Consider the following 14,119-nt stretch of genomic DNA (forward strand, 5'->3'; position numbering starts at 1 on the left):
AATTGACCGGCTTTTTTATGAACAACTAGTTTATGAACGGCAAAATAAAAGCCCCCTTGATAGGGGGCTGACTGATCTGATCAGTTGTTTTTTGAAAAGAACTTAGATCAGAGCGTTGATGGCGTAATCGATGTAGCTGTTGGCTTCTGTAGCCGCATCGCCACTGAGGCCGTGGTTGCCCTTGATGTGCCTGAGAGATTCCACATACCAGGATGGGGAGAGCTCAAAGGTGCGGTTGATTTCAGCCAGACCAGCGATCAGGTAATCGTCCATCGGACCTGTTCCACCTGCTACCAGGCAATACGTGATCATCCGCAGGTAGTAGCTGATGTCGCGCGAACATTTCTCTTTGCCACGTGCATCGGCGGCGTAGTTCGCGCCTTGCATTTGAGTGGTGAAAGGGAATTTTGTGTAAACAGCTTGCGCTGCACCTGCAACCAGAGAGTCAGCTTTGCTGGTGAGCACTTTGGCGGCTTCGAGGCTGGCCTGGGCCCGGGTGAAACGGCCTGAAGCACCCTGGATTTCAGTGTTGCTCAGAAAGCGACCCTGGGAATCAGCAGCTGCTACAGCCTCGGTGAGAGGGGTTTTCATGATGGAGTGGGGAAATGTGGTGTGTCGTTAAAAGCGCAGAACCTGATTCAGGCCACAGAGGCGGCAGCGCGATCGAAGTAGGTACCGATTTCGCTGCTGAGTGAGGCGCAGTCTCCAGCTGTGATTCCGGCGCGGTCATTCACCAGGTCGAGAGCAGAGCTCTTCATCAGGTTCACACCAGCAGCCACGGAAGCTCCAGGAGTTCCGAGGGCCAGGTACGTTTCGCGAAGGCCGTTGAGGCAGCGATCTTCCATCACAGAAGCGTCGCCTGTGAACACGGAATAAGTGACGTAGCGGAGGATGATCTCCATGTCCCGCAGGCAGGCGGCCATGCGGCGGGAGGTGTAGGCGTTACCACCCGGTGCGATCAAGGCAGGCTGTTGAGCGAAGAGCTCGCGAGCAGCGTTAGCAACGATGGTGGACGCGTTGCTTGAAATACGGTTCACGGCGTCCAGACGCTTGTTGCTGTCGGAAACCACCGAGGCGAGAGCATCAATCTCACTGGTGCTGATGAACTGTCCCCTGGCATCGGCCTGGGCGACAACCTTGGTGAAGGCGTCGAACATTTGGAACTCCTTTGGGCAGCGTCTAAATGGGTGTCACAGACACCGGAGGGGACATCCTAAGGAGAGTCCCATCGGGTCGAGACGATTCTCGCGAAAGCTCCGAGGAGCTCTCGATGCCGGTTCATAATGTTTAATCCGTCTGTAGCAATTGCTGTTTTGCAGTTCGCTGAACCGAGCTGACGCCTACAGGTCAAAGAGCACGCTGTGGATGTAGGCCTCTGTCCATTCGCCGCCGTGAAAGCGCGTCAACATCCCCCGCGCAGGATCTTTCTCCGCTCTGTACGTGGTGTAGCGACGCTGCCCAGCAAGGAGATGCTGCTGCCGCTCCGCCGAGACGGCCTCCGCTTCTGAGGTGAGTTCGAGGTAGAGGTTGAGGTAGTCGTTGAAGGCTGGCCGAACGATGGACGCAATGATCTGATCTCCTTCCTCTCCGAGCGGTAGTCGTGTCCAGAGAAAAGCTGGTGAGAAGTAGGGCTGAGCTTCCTCCGGAATCGGTCCTCCATCAGGGAGTTCCTGGCGCCAACGTTCAAAGATTGGCATGAGTCGATCCCACACCGGCTGCGTGTGATCGGGATCGTTTTTGTCCGCTGGCTGTAGATCCAGAGCGAGGAGATGTCCTGAGGGAAGAGTCACCAGATCTCCACCGAAAAAAGGAAGATCGAACTGGCTGGACGGGTTGATCACAAAATTAAGAACCGATGCCGCCCGACCTGCATTCACACAGGCGGCCCGAACCTGTCGGTACTTCTGGGTTTGGCAAGCCCAGGTCGCTGTGGTGACGGGAAAGGGGTTGGCCTTCGAGCCCGTCTGGTCGTCCCGTTGCAGGAATTGGTTGTCAACGGGGTAGGGCTCAACGTTCAGGGGCTGCAAGGCCTGAACGGCGTCGTCCAGAAAGGGTTGCCAAGTCCAGCCAGCTAGGCGGACCGGGTCAGTGCTTAGAACACGAGATGTGGACATTCAGACCGTGGCAGGAAAGAGGAACTGATGAAGAAAGCGATCGGACCAGTCCTTCCCAAAGTGGCTGGTGAACAAGCCATGGGCCGGATCGCGCTCAGCGCTGTATCGGTCGTAGTCAATTTGGAGCTGTTGAACTTTTGCGGGAGCCATTGATTCGTTACCGCCAGAATCTTTGTCAGTTAGGTCCCAGTAACACTGCATAAAAAGGTCAAAGGCCTCGGGAAGTGAACCCGAGGCCTGTTCAGCTCCTCCACGACAGAACAACAACCATGGGGAAAAGTACTGATTTGGATCAAAGGACCGCATCGTCTCCTCACCACTCAGATCGGGATACCTGGCGTGCAGCTGTTTGAGTCCCTGAAAATGTCTCTCCAGGTAGGCCTCGTCCTGAATCAGGGGTTGGAAGTCCAGAACCGCGACCAGTTTCTGTCTGGCACCAAACCAGAGAAGATCTATACCAAGGATTGGCTGATCGTTGTCCAGCGCTGGGTATGCAACGGAATTGAGCACCTGCAGGCTGTCGCCTGCATCCAGGCGGGTGACCCGCCAGCGACGGAAGCCTGGAACAGACCAGAGCCAGCTTCGGATCAAGCTGCCGCGTTTTGATGACTGCTGTTCAGCGAAATCTCCAGGTGCTGCCAATTGCTCCCCGCCATGAGCAAGCAATCCTTTATTCAGTGTCTCAAGAAAAGGATCAAACATTCAGATCAACGCTCCCACCGTTGATTGAGCCGCGAGAGCTTCGGCAGATTCAGCAAGTTTCTGAATGTCAGCTTCCTCGTGACATCGCAATTCGGTGCAATACGTGGTCATCGACACCCCTCCCATGTATTGGACTGAGCTCACGCGCATCCGCACCTGATCAGTGACGAACCAACAGCGTTCAATGCCGACGTTCGTGTCGTATCGCGTCGTGATGGTGAGGACGCCGTCTTCTGCAAACTGATAGGTACTGAGAACTGGCTGTTTTTCAACGTACCCAACATCCCGCACCAGCAGACCGTGCAGGTTGTCGTCATCAGATGGGATGTCCACCACAACAGCGGCATAGTCCTCGTTGCGGACACCATGCTTGAGGTTGCTTTCCCACCAAAAACGGGCACCGCCGGTGGCTTTTGAGCTGCTCATATTGAGTGTTCGGCAGACTTTTTCCACCGCATGATCATCAGCAGCAAACGGTTCGATCACCAGGTTGGAATCAGCTGCTTCGTCGTCTTGGTGGTCGAGGTGATGAATCGAACGTCGATTCAGCCAAGTTCCTCGACTCGCTTCGAAGAAATCAGCCATTGTCATCGGTTGGAACATGGGTCGACCGTGGTGTTTCCAGGTGTCTTGATTCAGGACTTCGATGCCATGGCGTCACGCTGCTGAGTGAGCTGTTCGAGAATTTCCCCAAGCCTCTGCAATTCGGCGTGATCATCCACAGCAGCTTGGATTTTTTTCTGGGGCATCCGAAGCTTCTGTCCCATTGCTTTCACGTCGTTCTCGAGCCGCACTCTGTAAGCGGTGAGTTGTTCGATCGAATCCTGTAGTTCCTCAAGGCTGGGTTCCATCGTCTGGTCCCGCAAGATGGCCACATCATCAAGCATGGCCTCCCATCGGAGAAAGCTTGGCCGCGCTAGGTGACGAACCGTTGCGTGATGTCGCGATACCGGCCTGCCAGCTCGGAAGCACCCCTTACTGTTTTTAAGCGCTTCGCCTGTGGTGCCAGGCCTCCAGCCTCTTCAAACCGTTCATTCTTCGAATGATTTGGTTCGTCAAGGTGGGTCCAGGTTCAACCCAGAAGCCGTTCCTCTTCATTGTCTGGCTCCCCAATGCTCGACGCATTTTCCCGTTCCGTTGTCAGCGCCGACGCTAAAACCGCAGCTGTCGGTAGCGCTGACATCGCCGCTCTCCGTCAGTATGTGGCTGATGGCAACAAGCGCCTCGACGCTGTGAATGCCATCACGTCCAATGCTTATTGCATCGTGACTGATGCAGTGACCGGCATGATCTGTGAGAACACCGGTCTCATTCAAGCTGGCGGTAATTGCTATCCCACTCGCCGCATGGCCGCTTGCCTGCGTGATGGTGAGATCGTGCTCCGCTATGTCTCCTATGCCCTGCTCGCCGGCGATGCGTCCGTTCTGGATGATCGTTGCCTGAATGGCCTCAAAGAGACCTACATCGCACTGGGCGTTCCTACCCAGTCAGCAGCTCGTGCAGTGGCGATCATGAAGTCTGCTGCCACCGCTCTGATCGGTCAGACCAATACCCCTGAGAATGGCGGTACCAAGTTCCGCAAGATGGAAACCACCGTTGGTGACTGCTCTGCTCTGGTCGCTGAGGCTGCTTCCTACTTCGACCGTGTGATCAGCGCCATCGGCTGAGTCAATTCGTTCATTCCATCAACCAACTTTTCAGGATCTGATCGATGAAATCCGTCGTCACCACCGTTGTGACCGCTGCTGACGCAGCTGGTCGCTTCCCCTCCCAGAACGATCTCGAGGCCGTTCAAGGCAATATCCAGCGCGCAGCTGCACGTCTGGAAGCTGCTGAAAAGCTTGCCTCTGGTCTTGATGCCGTCACCAAAGAAGCCGGCGATGCCTGCTTCAACAAGTACTCCTACCTGAAGCAGCCAGGTGAAGCAGGGGAGAACCAGGTCAAGGTGGACAAGTGCTACCGCGATCTGGGCCACTACATGCGCCTCATCAACTACTGCCTGGTTGTGGGCGGCACTGGTCCTCTGGACGAGTGGGGAATTGCAGGTGCCCGTGAGGTTTACCGGAATCTTGCGCTGCCCACTTCCGCATACGTGGAAGCTCTCACCTACACCCGCGATCGCGCTTGCGCTCCTCGGGACATGAGCGCTCAAGCTCTCAACGAGTTCAAGAGCTACCTTGATTATCTGATCAACGCTCTTTCCTGAGTCTGATTCAATTCAGAATGGTTTCAAAGGGGGGCGTTCAGCCCCCCTTTTTGTTTGAAAACGTGTTTCTCCTCGACTTACCCGGACCTACTTTCTGCAACTGATCACGCATGAACGACGCTGAAATCCCGTCGCTTGACGAGTTGTTTGATGATCTTACAAATCACCCCAGCCCAAGAATTCAGGAGCAAGCTTCTTGGGTGATGGTGGATCACTATCCAGCGGAATCTATGCCGCGTTTAATTGATTTGATTGAGAATCCTGATCCAATTATTTACCGAGCTGCTGTTAAAGCGTTGGGCTTGTTTGGGCTGGATGCTCTTGATCCCTTGTGCAGTAAATATCGCTCAAGTAGTAACCCTACGGTGCGTGCTTGTTGCATCAAGGCGTTTGTACAGGTCTCCGCTAAACACCCTGATGAGGTATTCACAGATAATGCAATGAAGGTTTTGGAGGATGGATTGTCTGATGATGATCCTGTTGTCTCGCAGTCGGCGGTGATGGCAATTGCACAGGTGGGTAAGCAAAGCGCAACGCGTGCAGAAGCCTTGCCACTGCTCTTGAAAGTATCACGTGGAAACAACACTGCTCACGCAATATCTGCCATCATGGCATTAGGTGAAATCAAGAACATTGATGCAAATAATGCGCTACAAGATCTGATTAATGACTCTGCATTGGACCCAATTATTGGCGAAATTGCAAAGTCCTCACTGGAACGTTCTCAAATGCAAAAGCCTAAGAGCTAAGCTTATTTATCGATTTGATTGATGGCCACCGCAAAGACTGCTTTCACATCATTGTTGTTCTCAGCCTCTTGAGCTCTTCTTAACACTTCTAGCGCATCCTGTGCCTCAAGTTTCATCAACGACAATGCAGCATTTTTCCTGACCTGAGGGCAGGTATCTTCTAAAGAAGAACACAGAAGAGGTGTTGCTTCTTCTGGGTCCTGCAGCTTGCCCAAAAGTGTCGCCGCTTCAGCACGAACTTCTTGGTTCACATCGTTGAGGGATGAAACGAGTAACTCTTTGGCTTCTGTATCTTGTAATGATTGAATTTGATCTCCAAGAGCGGAGATGGCAGCAACCCTAATTTCAGCATGTTCTGATCGTGCAGCATCTCGCAATGCTTCAGGTGCTTTTGATCCAATGAAAGACAACCCAAGGTTGGCAAGTCCGATCTGAAATGGTGTGCAATTTGGGTCATTCAGAATCTTCAGAATCATGCCAATCGCTGGTGGCCCGATGGTTGCCATGGCGCCTGCAGATGATCCTTGAACAACTGGATCCTCATCTTCCATAAATGCTTCATAGAGATACGGGAGTGCATCAGCGCTGCCGATGATATTCAGGGTTTTAGCTGCAGCCCTGCGAACAATCACATTCGAGTGGCTCCTCAATGCAGAGCACAAAGCCGGCAAGGCTGCCTCTCCTACCGACCCTAGACTTTTGGCAAATGTTAAACGTAGTTTGCCCCGGTTATCACCAAGGCCCGCAATCATTCGATTAATCGATTCTTGATCTGTGTCCACAAGGCATCCGTCGCTCAACTGCTGTTGCAGCGACTCTGCCAACGATTGAGCCTCCTCAGTGCTGAGCTCGAGATTCTGATCATTCATAAACGTTGTGCCTGCTTCCCCATCGCGCGGGGCTGAACCTGATCCATTATCGTTCATGGTTCAGCTCGGATCGTCCCCGAATGACTCAGTTCGTGTTGTCTCATAACCCCCAGGTGGTCTCTCAATCGCTTCCGATCATGTCGGCATCTGAATTGGCCAATGGCCTAAGTGGTCAGGGAATGCAGGGAGTGAACGTCAGTGCTTTGCAGCATCCACATTGGAAAGTTCGGGTTGAATCTGACCTTGCTCCTGAAGCACTTGCTCAAACTCTGCTGCAAGCCTGGCGTCGTTTTCGCAAAAGTAATGGTGTTCAGGCCGATTTCACGATTCTGGCTCTAGGTGGACGCAAAGATGGGGCCGCGACGACAAACTCGTTACTGCAAACAGGGTCTTGGGGTGTGGATGTTGTTGAAACAGACCGGCCTTCTGAATTTTTAGGAAGTATTAACTGGGAAGGATTAAAAGCGGGTCGTCCGGCAGATGCAATCTTCGAGATTCATGATCTTCCTCAGTAATTAAATATAGAATAGATATTCCATGACTGGTAAATTTAATAATATCCATCCAGGTTTATCTCTTGAAAGTTCTCTAAGTATCCTGGCAACACCTGAGAAGGACTTGGAGTCTTCAAGCGATTACTACATGGCGGTGTGTCACCTGTTGAATTTCCCAGGTGTTCGTACTGAAGATGCTCTTCTGACTGTTGCAAACAATGAGTCAGACACGCAAGCGATTCGCTTGGCACGGCGAAAGTCACTCGAGATATTGGGCCGCTTAGGTTGCAGACGGGCCTTGCCAACTTTAACAATTTCTCTCGATCATTCTGATCCTTATCTAGTTGAAAATGCCGTCTGGAGCCTTCTTCAACTTGGTTGCGACGACCATGATGTCCATCAACGTCTAATTGAGCTTCTGGTTCAGAATCAGGTCAACCAGCGCATTCTTATTCAGTGTTTGGCTGGTCTTGGTGTTCAAGAGGCCATTGACGCCATCCAGCAATGCATCAAATCACCAACTGATTCTGTAAGGACGGCCGCGATCTCTGCCTTGTGCAGACTCACTGGTGATCGTCGTTCTCTTAATGTCCTCGAACCGGTTTTGTTTTCGGATAGCCAGATGGATCGCCAGATGGTGATCGAAGATCTGGCTGATTGCAAGGGCATTGAGCTCCTGGGTTCCGTTCTCAAGTCTCCAGTGTCTCCTGTTTTCCGTCTGCGCTTTGTCCAAGCGGTCTGGCCGTCGCCAGAAGCTGGGACCAGCACAGTGAAATCGGATTTGGTGACTGTTTTGGATCAAATCCTCATTGATTCACCTGATTCACTTTCGCTGAAACAGCGCTTCAATATCGAGTCGACTGTCAGTATCAGTGATTCTTTTGAAGGACTGTTCTCTAACGATTTTTCTCGCTGTTATCAAAGTCTGGTGCGTTTGAGCTGTATTGAGGGATCGAAGTTATGGCCTCTGTATCTGCAGCAATGGAATGATCGGGCTTTTAATGATTATGGGGCCCACTATTTCTTTGTCCGATTGATCGGACTCGTTCCCTCTTGGCCTGCTGACAGTATTTGTATCTTGGAAAATTTGTTATTGGAGGCCGTTGAAAATTTGAGGCCGCAATTCAGCAAATCTAGGCCCGTAGCATTGTTGTCATTGTTAGATCTATCGCCTCAGGCAATCTCTTGGCACAGGCTCGTTGATATCCTGGAATCTCCCAGCAGCCCCTGGCAGCTGCAATATGCTGTTTTGATGGTTGTTGAGCGGTTGGCAGGCCAGTACCAATCAGCTCTTCAGGACTATCTTGATGATTCTGGCAAGATTTCTATTACTCATCCATTTGTGTGCGACAAGCTTGACTGCATTGTTGCATAAAAAAGCGCTGCAAGATATTTGCAGCGCTGAATGATTTAGAGCTTGTACAGACCAATTAAGGGGCTAACCTATTTGCAACCCCAGGCGCGGAACACGACTGGCTTCTCTAATTTGGGAGGATTGTGGCCTTTAAATTCCTGTGTAGGCAATTTCACACTGACAGTGCCAGCTGTAATGGAGGTTTTGTTTAACATCCGAGCATTGAGCTGGCTGTAAATACGGCTTCTGGAGCCCAGAGCATTGTCGCTGACAACACGGCTGGCTTCAAGGTCCACCATGTTGTTGAAACTGGCTGTGGTCATTCCAGCCAGTGATCCAAGCGCACGGGGGTAAGGCACGATGTCACTGCCAAAGACCTCTGTGTATTCCGCCGAATCAGTCAGCGTGTCGACCACTGCATCGAATCCGCTACTCGCCAATAGTTCAATGTAATGAGTAACTTCTGCATGGTTCAGTGGGGGACGACCCAGAAGATGCTTGAAGTTCAGTTCAATCCCGCGCTGGGGAGAGACATTATGGAAGTACTGATCTTTATAGAACTGAGATTTTGCAAGTCCAGCGACGAAGTCGCGCACACAAATCTCACCATTTAAAAGACGTGCTTCCAACGAATCACAGCGCTGATTCAGCGTTGGGTTTTTGTTGCCGAAAACCTGCTTGTAAGCCGCATCGATCACTGTATCGAGAGCTTCGCGATCACTGGGATTGAACTCGTCGAACACAGGACGATGAGGGCACTCGCCATACTTTCGGGGCCCGATTGCAATGGCCATGTTTGAACATGCCTGCCGATTGAACTCTGCAATTGTCAGCGCAGCACCTGATGGGGAAGATTGAGCTGTTGAGTAACCAACAGGCTCATGGCGACGTGCATCAACCAGAAATTTCTTGGAGCGAGATTCAATTTTCAGCATGTTGAATGTTGGAGGATGAGGGGACATGTTGATGTGCTCGCTGCCTAGAGATCCTCTCGACACAAAGTCGTAAAGGTCGGCACGAACCCAAATTGAGTCGACTGACTTTATGGCATTATTTTTGCCAAATGCCAATCATGGATAATTTGAATTGAAAAGATAATTTTCTTCAAAGAAACGCTTTCGAGAGCAAGCTGTCAACTTTGCGCGCCCAAAGGGACTTTTTGATACAAAAAAAAGGGCAGGATGAACCTGCCCTTTGTTTAAGCTGAAAATGTAGATCAGCCGAGGGAGTTGATCACATAGTCCAGCAGACCGGTGTACTCAACAAGAGCCTGGGAGCTCATGTCACGAGGAGCACAGCCGCGGTTACGGATGTAGGTGAAACCAGCGATGTAGGTGCCGGCATCGATGCTGAGGGCCTTGTAAACCTCACGCTGGCCATTGATGGCGAGCTCATCGAGGGGGCCAGTGCCGCCGGTGACGAGGGCGTAGTTGATCAGGCGCAGGTAGTGAACGAAGTCACGCTTGCACTTGTCCTTGCCCTCGGTGGCGCAACGACGGGGCTGACGGCCGGTGGCGCCATTAGGGAACTGCTGGTAAACAGCGTCAACAGCTTCCTGAGCAACAGCGTCGTAGTTGCCAGCGAGCTTTTCAGCTGCTTCCAGGCGTGCAGCAGCACGCTGGATGGAACCCTGGACGGCTTCCAGATCGGAGCTGGAAGGGAAACGTGATGCGCTGTCAGCGGAGCCGATGACAGTGGTGAGTACAGACTTCATGAGAGTGAAATGAAGAAGGGTGAATCGAAACTGTTATTGACTCAGCTGATGGCGCTGATCACCATGTCGAAGTAGCTGGCTGCTTCAGCAGACAGAGCTGAGCAGTCACCCTGGGTGACGGCCATCTTGCGCTTCGGCTCAGTGGTGTTGTTGGTGTTGGTGACCATGGTTGTGGCAGCAGCCTTCATGATCGCCACAGCACGAGCGGCAGAACCGGTAGGAACGCCAAGAGCGGCATAGGTCTCGCGGAGGCCGTTCAAGCAGCGATCCTGCAGCACGGAGGCGTCGCCGGCCAGAAGGGCGTAGGAGACGTAACGCAGAACGATTTCACCATCACGCAGGCAAGCAGCCATCTTGCGGTTGGTGTACACACCACCGTTAGGAGCAGTCAGGCCGCTGTTTTCACAACAGATGCCAGCCACTGCATCAGACACCATGCAGCTTGCGTTTGAGGTGATGGCGTTGACAGCGTCAAGGCGCTTGTTGCCATCTGCGATGAAAGCCTTCAGGTCGGCAAGCTCAGAAGAGCCAATGAAGCTGCCGCTGGAATCAGCTGAGACAGCCTTCCGGGAGAATGCGTCGAGCATAGGTAAACCAATGCGTATAAGGGGAGGGGGATGCAGTCGGCATCGCAAAGGAGATTACAAGCGGCCTAAGAAACCCTCCCTTCACCTCTCATGATCTATACACAAGTTCACTTTAATTTTCCAGAAGAAAATCAAATCGAGTCCAGATCGAACATTATGACAATTCCTCAAGAACTCTTCGGCAAGCCCATTTCAATGGTACCCAACGAGCATTTTTGTTGAGTTCTGCTAAGAAATCCGTCTCGGCCATTAAGCCCAGCTGTAAGCAGCCCCAAGTGGCCGCCACACGAGATTTTGTGTATTGCGGAATTGTTTCGTGCAAGGATGAAATAATCAGCTCTTTGTGCTCGGTTAAAGCCATTAAGCCAGCGCACATCGTCAGGTAGTAGTGGATGACATAGTCGCTTCCTAGTTTTTGATGAAGGTTCTCAATGATTTGGCTTGCAGAATTTTGTGGTGTTTTTAAAAGACGCTTCGCCGCACCATATTGCTTTGCTTCATCTCGATGTTGGAGAAAATTTTCGATCGATTCTGCTGAGTCAGGGCAGACGTGCTCTTCTTTCAACACCAGGTCGTTTGGATTATCGATTAATAACTGACGGAATAATTTTCTTTCCTCCGGGCTTTCCTCGTCGTTTTCCAATTCAGGAATTAACTCCAATACACTCTTGGCTCGAAGGGGCATCGAAACCGGACATTGAATGAGCTTGTGGACCTGTTTGCGATCACCGCTGTCTCCAAGATCGATCACAGCCGCACGGCGTTGTCCAGGAGCATCACTACAAAGCTGCTCAACGAGTTGCGTCAATAGGTTCGTTTCACCGTGGCGCTTTGCGAAATAGCTCCGCGCAGCGCCAGAGACGAGAGGGTTGTCGTGCTTGATCAGAGCACGGATTTCGTCGATTGCGTTGTTTAATCCAAGCCTGGTGTGAGCCTGGATGATGACACGCTTGCGATTATCAGAGCCATCGAGTGCTGCTGCGAGGGAGTTGCTTTGTTGAGGAGTTAATTCTCCATTGATCTTGATGATGGCGTCGACGGCATCAATGATGGCGATCTCGTCTTCTCCGATCAGGCAACTTAGTAAATGCGGCAATGCGCGGGGATCACGTCGTCTGCCTAGTGCTTCGATGGCTTTGCGTCGTGTAATTCTTTCATATAAATCGTCGATCGTGAGACTCAGGCATGCGATCAGAGCTTGGAGAGATTCCTCAGAATGACAGGCTCCCAGACGCGTCGCTGCCATGTATTTTGAAACTGGATTATCCAGATGCGAAGCAGGTGACTTTATCTGCTGAAGTGCGCTTTCTTCACTGATTCCGGCGAAAAGCGAATCAAATCTTTCAGCCATTTCGACTTCAAGTATTGGGATTGATCGTAGCCGATGCCTGCTGAATTGAGATTTGTATCCTCAAGAGTGAATTGATTGTTCCTAATGTTATGAATCTGGCTCGCCAGGCATGCTGGGGTTCTCGCGACAGTATGATCTGGACGAGAATTTTTTTTATCGATGTCTGCTTCTGTTGAAGCTGAGGCCGCACTCTCAAAATTCATTGCGTCCTGTGAGAACAATCCTTCCAGTGTTCAATCTCTTCAAACCATCTCTGATCTTGATCAACTAAGGCAGTTTGTTGTTTCCGTAGATCCTTCAATTACTGGATTAGCTTTGATACCTCTTGATCAGGCGACGAGAAAACCAAAAATAACTGTGGATTCAGGCCATTTACAGGATGTAATCCCTTGGAGGCTGTTGCGTTGCCCTGGTGGTCCACTCGTCCTCCAGATGATATGCCAAAGTGCTAACTTCGCATTGTGGATTGAGAGCTGTTAAAGAATGTCACAAACCGAGCTTCAACGCTTCGTTAAAAGCATCGAGACCGAGCATGTACTTGCGACTGGGCTGAAAGCCCTGTCAAACCACCATGACGTTGTGCAGTTTGCATCAAGTCAAGGCTTTAATTTTTCTCTGAGCGAGTGGATTCGCTTTTGTTGGTTAGATCAACTTCAATTAACTGACAATGATTTGGAGTTGATATGGACAACAAAGAATGATCATTGGTCCTGGGCCTTTCGTCAGATTGCTGCTTGGCGGGCTTTGCTCATGGATGGTGCTAATCAAGATAGTTCTATGGATTCCACAGAGATAGTTTCAGCGCCTGTTTCTAATACTGCTGTTGTCGATAAAGATCAACTTTTAGAAGATTTTATAGCCCTTGCCCGCCAAGATCAAAGTCTTCAACTAAAGATTCGCGAAGCAAGAAATGATACTGAAATTTTAGAAATCGCAAACGCATATGGATTTGCAATAGATTCCATGACCTTACTCAAAAAGTGGAGTCAACATACTGATTTTTCTAAACCAACTTGGCAAGGTTGGTTTGAGTGATTATCGATTGATATCTGAGTAGCGTGTTTCAGATGAACCATGCTTCGCCCAATATTCAACAATCTTTTCGCCGCCGGGTCTTGGGACTGATGCTTTTGTACGCAAGATTTTAAAAGCCCGACCCGACCCCATTGGCCAATTTCCTACAGCTTCAACGCTTCTTACTTTTCCGCCAAGAGTCATCAGGCAGCATTCAAATCGTTCTAAATGTGATTGGTCGACAGTCTCAAAGATGAAATCTCGATCAAAGCAGATCAGATGTTGTGATCTAATCCATCCTCTCAGATATTTTTCTGCATCTTTTCTGTTCATTCTATATTATCTGACCCTGATTTTAACCAGTTCTCGTTGATGCTTTCATTGAGTTCTGCGATACGTTCAAAACGAAGTAATCCATGTTCGCTTCCCCAACATTGGACATCTGTTTCGAGGTCATAGCCTCTGTCGCGACTGTTCCACGATTGGGAGCTTAATTCGACTTCGCTGACAAGATATGTCAACTTTCCATCTCTTGGTACAAGACATTTCTTGCCTGGTTCAACTGATCCCTCATAGTATCCATCTCTCATTTCTTTGAAATGCATGGCGCAGCCACAGCGCTCTTCAATTTGTTCCGTTTTGATCTTATTGAGTAAATCTGGATAACGTCCTGCTCCAGCAATACGATGATGTTGTCGGTATCCAAAATTTTCAACAATCAATAACTCATCTTTCTGCCTCAAATTATGCATGCCTTGGCGATACGGATTCCAAGGATCGTGGTCATAACTCTGCTCAGAGTAAAGAGACGGTTTTCCAAAGATTTTGAATGGAAGTGGTCGAAAGTAGATGTTAATACGTGCAAAATCCTTTGGGTTATATTGTGCCTGTTGATAATTGCTGAAATGCCCGGCGAGTATCCGCGCAAATTTTAGAAGCGAATCCATCCGATGTAGATACGACGA

General features: G+C 50.5%; 19 protein-coding genes. 6 read left to right on the forward strand and 13 right to left on the reverse strand.

Features of this window, described 5'->3' with window-relative positions; translation table 11 throughout:
- Positions 1 to 102: 102 nt before the first annotated feature.
- From cpcA to SYN9616_RS0114165, 6 genes are all read right to left on the reverse strand, one after another.
- Positions 103 to 591: a phycocyanin subunit alpha gene (gene cpcA, locus SYN9616_RS0114140; RefSeq protein ID WP_028953679.1), complete on the reverse strand. Its 489-nt coding sequence runs from the start codon at positions 589 to 591 to the stop codon at positions 103 to 105.
- 47 nt (positions 592 to 638) lie between these two features.
- Positions 639 to 1,157, reverse strand: a complete 519-nt coding sequence (locus tag SYN9616_RS0114145; protein ID WP_028953680.1) for a phycocyanin subunit beta — start codon at positions 1,155 to 1,157, stop codon at positions 639 to 641.
- A 183-nt stretch (positions 1,158 to 1,340) separates the two neighbouring features.
- Positions 1,341 to 2,114 carry a phycoerythrobilin:ferredoxin oxidoreductase gene (locus SYN9616_RS0114150; protein WP_028953681.1) on the reverse strand — a complete coding sequence of 258 codons (774 nt, stop codon included), beginning with the start codon at positions 2,112 to 2,114 and terminating at the stop codon, positions 1,341 to 1,343.
- A complete protein-coding gene (locus tag SYN9616_RS0114155) occupies positions 2,115 to 2,816 on the reverse strand; it encodes a 15,16-dihydrobiliverdin:ferredoxin oxidoreductase (protein ID WP_028953682.1) in 702 nt (233 codons plus the stop codon). It abuts the gene before it with no gap.
- The gene (locus tag SYN9616_RS0114160) at positions 2,817 to 3,401 is read right to left on the reverse strand and encodes a phycobiliprotein lyase (protein ID WP_198015193.1); all 585 of its coding nucleotides are present in this window, start codon (positions 3,399 to 3,401) and stop codon (positions 2,817 to 2,819) included. It lies immediately after the preceding gene.
- A gap of 50 nt (positions 3,402 to 3,451) precedes the next feature.
- Entirely contained in the window at positions 3,452 to 3,703 is a 252-nt protein-coding gene (locus tag SYN9616_RS0114165) for a hypothetical protein (RefSeq protein ID WP_232200523.1), read from the reverse strand.
- Positions 3,704 to 3,928: 225 nt separating this feature from the next.
- Here SYN9616_RS0114165 and cpeB point away from each other — a divergent pair, with 225 nt between their 5' ends.
- The 3 genes from cpeB to SYN9616_RS0114180 all read left to right on the forward strand — a co-directional run bounded on the left by cpeB (position 3,929) and on the right by SYN9616_RS0114180 (position 5,771).
- Complete coding sequence (gene cpeB, locus SYN9616_RS0114170; protein WP_028953685.1) at positions 3,929 to 4,483, forward strand: class 1 C-phycoerythrin subunit beta; 555 nt, start codon at positions 3,929 to 3,931, stop codon at positions 4,481 to 4,483.
- 44 nt (positions 4,484 to 4,527) lie between these two features.
- Complete coding sequence (gene cpeA / locus SYN9616_RS0114175; RefSeq protein ID WP_028953686.1) at positions 4,528 to 5,022, forward strand: class 1 C-phycoerythrin subunit alpha; 495 nt, start codon at positions 4,528 to 4,530, stop codon at positions 5,020 to 5,022.
- Positions 5,023 to 5,132: 110 nt separating this feature from the next.
- The gene (locus SYN9616_RS0114180) at positions 5,133 to 5,771 is read left to right on the forward strand and encodes a HEAT repeat domain-containing protein (protein WP_028953687.1); all 639 of its coding nucleotides are present in this window, start codon (positions 5,133 to 5,135) and stop codon (positions 5,769 to 5,771) included.
- Positions 5,772 to 5,773: 2 nt separating this feature from the next.
- Here the strand turns inward: SYN9616_RS0114180 and SYN9616_RS0114185 are convergent, their stop codons facing one another.
- Positions 5,774 to 6,697, reverse strand: coding sequence for a HEAT repeat domain-containing protein (locus SYN9616_RS0114185; RefSeq protein ID WP_232200527.1), 924 nt, complete (start codon positions 6,695 to 6,697; stop codon positions 5,774 to 5,776).
- 23 nt (positions 6,698 to 6,720) lie between these two features.
- On the opposite strand from SYN9616_RS0114185, the gene SYN9616_RS0114190 reads away from it, so the two are divergent.
- Both SYN9616_RS0114190 and SYN9616_RS17490 read left to right on the forward strand, forming a co-directional pair.
- A complete protein-coding gene (locus SYN9616_RS0114190) occupies positions 6,721 to 7,155 on the forward strand; it encodes a DUF2656 family protein (RefSeq protein ID WP_028953689.1) in 435 nt (144 codons plus the stop codon).
- 22 nt (positions 7,156 to 7,177) lie between these two features.
- Positions 7,178 to 8,509, forward strand: a complete 1,332-nt coding sequence (locus SYN9616_RS17490; protein ID WP_156918841.1) for a HEAT repeat domain-containing protein — start codon at positions 7,178 to 7,180, stop codon at positions 8,507 to 8,509.
- A 68-nt stretch (positions 8,510 to 8,577) separates the two neighbouring features.
- Here the strand turns inward: SYN9616_RS17490 and SYN9616_RS0114200 are convergent, their stop codons facing one another.
- The 4 genes from SYN9616_RS0114200 to SYN9616_RS0114215 all read right to left on the reverse strand — a co-directional run bounded on the left by SYN9616_RS0114200 (position 8,578) and on the right by SYN9616_RS0114215 (position 12,140).
- Positions 8,578 to 9,450, reverse strand: coding sequence for a phycobilisome rod-core linker polypeptide (locus tag SYN9616_RS0114200; RefSeq protein ID WP_232200532.1), 873 nt, complete (start codon positions 9,448 to 9,450; stop codon positions 8,578 to 8,580).
- A gap of 254 nt (positions 9,451 to 9,704) precedes the next feature.
- Positions 9,705 to 10,202 (reverse strand): class 2 C-phycoerythrin subunit alpha, encoded by a 498-nt coding sequence (mpeA, locus tag SYN9616_RS0114205; protein ID WP_028953691.1) that lies wholly within the window; start codon positions 10,200 to 10,202, stop codon positions 9,705 to 9,707.
- A gap of 41 nt (positions 10,203 to 10,243) precedes the next feature.
- Positions 10,244 to 10,789, reverse strand: a complete 546-nt coding sequence (locus tag SYN9616_RS0114210) for a bleomycin hydrolase (RefSeq protein ID WP_028953692.1) — start codon at positions 10,787 to 10,789, stop codon at positions 10,244 to 10,246.
- Between the two features lie 154 nt (positions 10,790 to 10,943).
- Positions 10,944 to 12,140: a HEAT repeat domain-containing protein gene (locus SYN9616_RS0114215; RefSeq protein ID WP_028953693.1), complete on the reverse strand. Its 1,197-nt coding sequence runs from the start codon at positions 12,138 to 12,140 to the stop codon at positions 10,944 to 10,946.
- 483 nt (positions 12,141 to 12,623) lie between these two features.
- Here SYN9616_RS0114215 and SYN9616_RS16740 point away from each other — a divergent pair, with 483 nt between their 5' ends.
- The gene (locus tag SYN9616_RS16740) at positions 12,624 to 13,175 is read left to right on the forward strand and encodes a Nif11-like leader peptide family natural product precursor (RefSeq protein ID WP_028953694.1); all 552 of its coding nucleotides are present in this window, start codon (positions 12,624 to 12,626) and stop codon (positions 13,173 to 13,175) included.
- Here SYN9616_RS16740 and SYN9616_RS18020 read toward each other — a convergent pair whose 3' ends face one another.
- Both SYN9616_RS18020 and SYN9616_RS16750 read right to left on the reverse strand, forming a co-directional pair.
- Entirely contained in the window at positions 13,176 to 13,487 is a 312-nt protein-coding gene (locus tag SYN9616_RS18020; protein WP_071991489.1) for a CpeR family transcriptional regulator, read from the reverse strand.
- The gene (locus tag SYN9616_RS16750) at positions 13,484 to 14,101 is read right to left on the reverse strand and encodes a chromophore lyase CpcT/CpeT (protein WP_071991490.1); all 618 of its coding nucleotides are present in this window, start codon (positions 14,099 to 14,101) and stop codon (positions 13,484 to 13,486) included. The genes SYN9616_RS18020 and SYN9616_RS16750 overlap by 4 nt, the downstream gene beginning before the upstream one ends.
- Positions 14,102 to 14,119: the final 18 nt, after the last annotated feature.

The organism is Synechococcus sp. CC9616 (assembly GCF_000515235.1).
In the GTDB taxonomy this organism is placed as follows: Bacteria; Cyanobacteriota; Cyanobacteriia; order PCC-6307; family Cyanobiaceae; genus Parasynechococcus.

Excerpts from the sequence above, each read along its gene's own strand:
- cpcA (WP_028953679.1), bottom strand. The coding sequence starts at position 591 with ATGAAAACCCCTCTCACCGAGGCTGTAGCAGCTGCTGATTCCCAGGGT.
- SYN9616_RS0114145 (WP_028953680.1), bottom strand. The coding sequence starts at position 1,157 with ATGTTCGACGCCTTCACCAAGGTTGTCGCCCAGGCCGATGCCAGGGGA.
- SYN9616_RS0114150 (WP_028953681.1), bottom strand. The coding sequence starts at position 2,114 with ATGTCCACATCTCGTGTTCTAAGCACTGACCCGGTCCGCCTAGCTGGC.
- SYN9616_RS0114155 (WP_028953682.1), bottom strand. The coding sequence starts at position 2,816 with ATGTTTGATCCTTTTCTTGAGACACTGAATAAAGGATTGCTTGCTCAT.
- SYN9616_RS0114160 (WP_198015193.1), bottom strand. The coding sequence starts at position 3,401 with ATGGCTGATTTCTTCGAAGCGAGTCGAGGAACTTGGCTGAATCGACGT.
- SYN9616_RS0114165 (WP_232200523.1), bottom strand. The coding sequence starts at position 3,703 with ATGCTTGATGATGTGGCCATCTTGCGGGACCAGACGATGGAACCCAGC.
- cpeB (WP_028953685.1), top strand. The coding sequence starts at position 3,929 with ATGCTCGACGCATTTTCCCGTTCCGTTGTCAGCGCCGACGCTAAAACC.
- cpeA (WP_028953686.1), top strand. The coding sequence starts at position 4,528 with ATGAAATCCGTCGTCACCACCGTTGTGACCGCTGCTGACGCAGCTGGT.
- SYN9616_RS0114180 (WP_028953687.1), top strand. The coding sequence starts at position 5,133 with ATGAACGACGCTGAAATCCCGTCGCTTGACGAGTTGTTTGATGATCTT.
- SYN9616_RS0114185 (WP_232200527.1), bottom strand. The coding sequence starts at position 6,697 with ATGAACGATAATGGATCAGGTTCAGCCCCGCGCGATGGGGAAGCAGGC.
- SYN9616_RS0114190 (WP_028953689.1), top strand. The coding sequence starts at position 6,721 with ATGACTCAGTTCGTGTTGTCTCATAACCCCCAGGTGGTCTCTCAATCG.
- SYN9616_RS17490 (WP_156918841.1), top strand. The coding sequence starts at position 7,178 with ATGACTGGTAAATTTAATAATATCCATCCAGGTTTATCTCTTGAAAGT.
- SYN9616_RS0114200 (WP_232200532.1), bottom strand. The coding sequence starts at position 9,450 with ATGTCCCCTCATCCTCCAACATTCAACATGCTGAAAATTGAATCTCGC.
- mpeA (WP_028953691.1), bottom strand. The coding sequence starts at position 10,202 with ATGAAGTCTGTACTCACCACTGTCATCGGCTCCGCTGACAGCGCATCA.
- SYN9616_RS0114210 (WP_028953692.1), bottom strand. The coding sequence starts at position 10,789 with ATGCTCGACGCATTCTCCCGGAAGGCTGTCTCAGCTGATTCCAGCGGC.
- SYN9616_RS0114215 (WP_028953693.1), bottom strand. The coding sequence starts at position 12,140 with ATGGCTGAAAGATTTGATTCGCTTTTCGCCGGAATCAGTGAAGAAAGC.
- SYN9616_RS16740 (WP_028953694.1), top strand. The coding sequence starts at position 12,624 with ATGTCACAAACCGAGCTTCAACGCTTCGTTAAAAGCATCGAGACCGAG.
- SYN9616_RS18020 (WP_071991489.1), bottom strand. The coding sequence starts at position 13,487 with ATGAACAGAAAAGATGCAGAAAAATATCTGAGAGGATGGATTAGATCA.
- SYN9616_RS16750 (WP_071991490.1), bottom strand. The coding sequence starts at position 14,101 with ATGGATTCGCTTCTAAAATTTGCGCGGATACTCGCCGGGCATTTCAGC.